The organism is Nesterenkonia salmonea (assembly GCF_005771525.1).
In the GTDB taxonomy this organism is placed as follows: domain Bacteria; phylum Actinomycetota; class Actinomycetes; order Actinomycetales; family Micrococcaceae; genus Nesterenkonia; species Nesterenkonia salmonea.
The window spans coordinates 1-1,000 of record NZ_VAVZ01000110.1; the positions used below are offsets into that span (position 1 = coordinate 1).

The 1,000-nt window shown below is 61.4% G+C and carries 1 protein-coding gene; it reads right to left on the reverse strand.

The genetic code is table 11. The annotated features are described in order from the left end of the window. Positions 1-21 precede the first annotated feature (21 nt). Positions 22-870 carry an IS5 family transposase gene (locus FEF26_RS15485; RefSeq protein ID WP_138254424.1) on the reverse strand — a complete coding sequence of 283 codons (849 nt, stop codon included), beginning with the start codon at positions 868-870 and terminating at the stop codon, positions 22-24. Positions 871-1,000: the final 130 nt, after the last annotated feature.

Here is a 1,000-nt window from a genome sequence, read left to right on the forward strand (position 1 = left end):
AGAGATTGCGCGGTTTGGGGCTTATCGCCATTGGTATTGCTTGACAGGCCGTGAATCCCACCGGAATCGTGGCCAGGTTTCTTTGAGTAGGCGCTTGAGCACGATGATGGTGTTGGCCAGCTGGATCCAGGCCTGCTGGACAGGGGCCGAGCGGTCGAGGACAACCTGTAGCAGTCCGAAGCCGCGGGTGTGCCAGGAATTGACCCGTTCAACCTTCCACCGGCGGGTGTGGTTGATCTTGATGAACTCACCCTTCGGTGAGATCCGGTGCTCACACCCCAACCGGTCCAGGGTGTCTCTGGTCTTCTTCGAGTCGTAGCCGGCATCCAGATCAACCCTGATCCTCTCCGGCAGGTGGAATCCGAACCGTGAGAGGCACTCCAATGATGACTCCAGCAGCCGGGAGTCATGCCGATTCGCACCAGCGATCACGACTCCGACCGGCAGTCCGTGGCCCTCAGTGAGCACCGAGCGTTTCTGCCCAGACTTTCCCCGGTCAGTGGGATTGGGCCCGGTGTTGTCCCCGCCGCAGGGCGCTTTGACACAGCATCCATCCACAGACAGGTGCTCCAGGTCCAGGCCGATCAGCCAGTCGAAGGCCTCCAGCACATGCTGTTCCAGGGCGGTGAAGACCCCGCCGGTGATCCACTCATCCCGGCGGGCACGCAGTGTGGTGGCTGAGACTCTGTGGTCAGCGTGTTTGGTGTAGGACCCGCCCAACACCAGGCGGGCCACCAGCTTCTCGAAGACGATCCGAGCTGGCACACGGGGTCGGTGACACCCCAACGGGTGATTGTCCTGTACTGGGGGTATAAGCGCTTCGAACTGGTCCCAGAGCGGTTCGATGAGTGAAGATGGAAGTGCTGGCACGGGGAAGAGGCCTTCCTTCTCGATTGTGTGGTTCGCACTTCCAATCGAATCGAAGACTTCCCCGTGTCAGCCTGCAGCGACACACCCGAGCGCGGGAACCAACGACACCCCGCCTACCCGCGCAACCTCT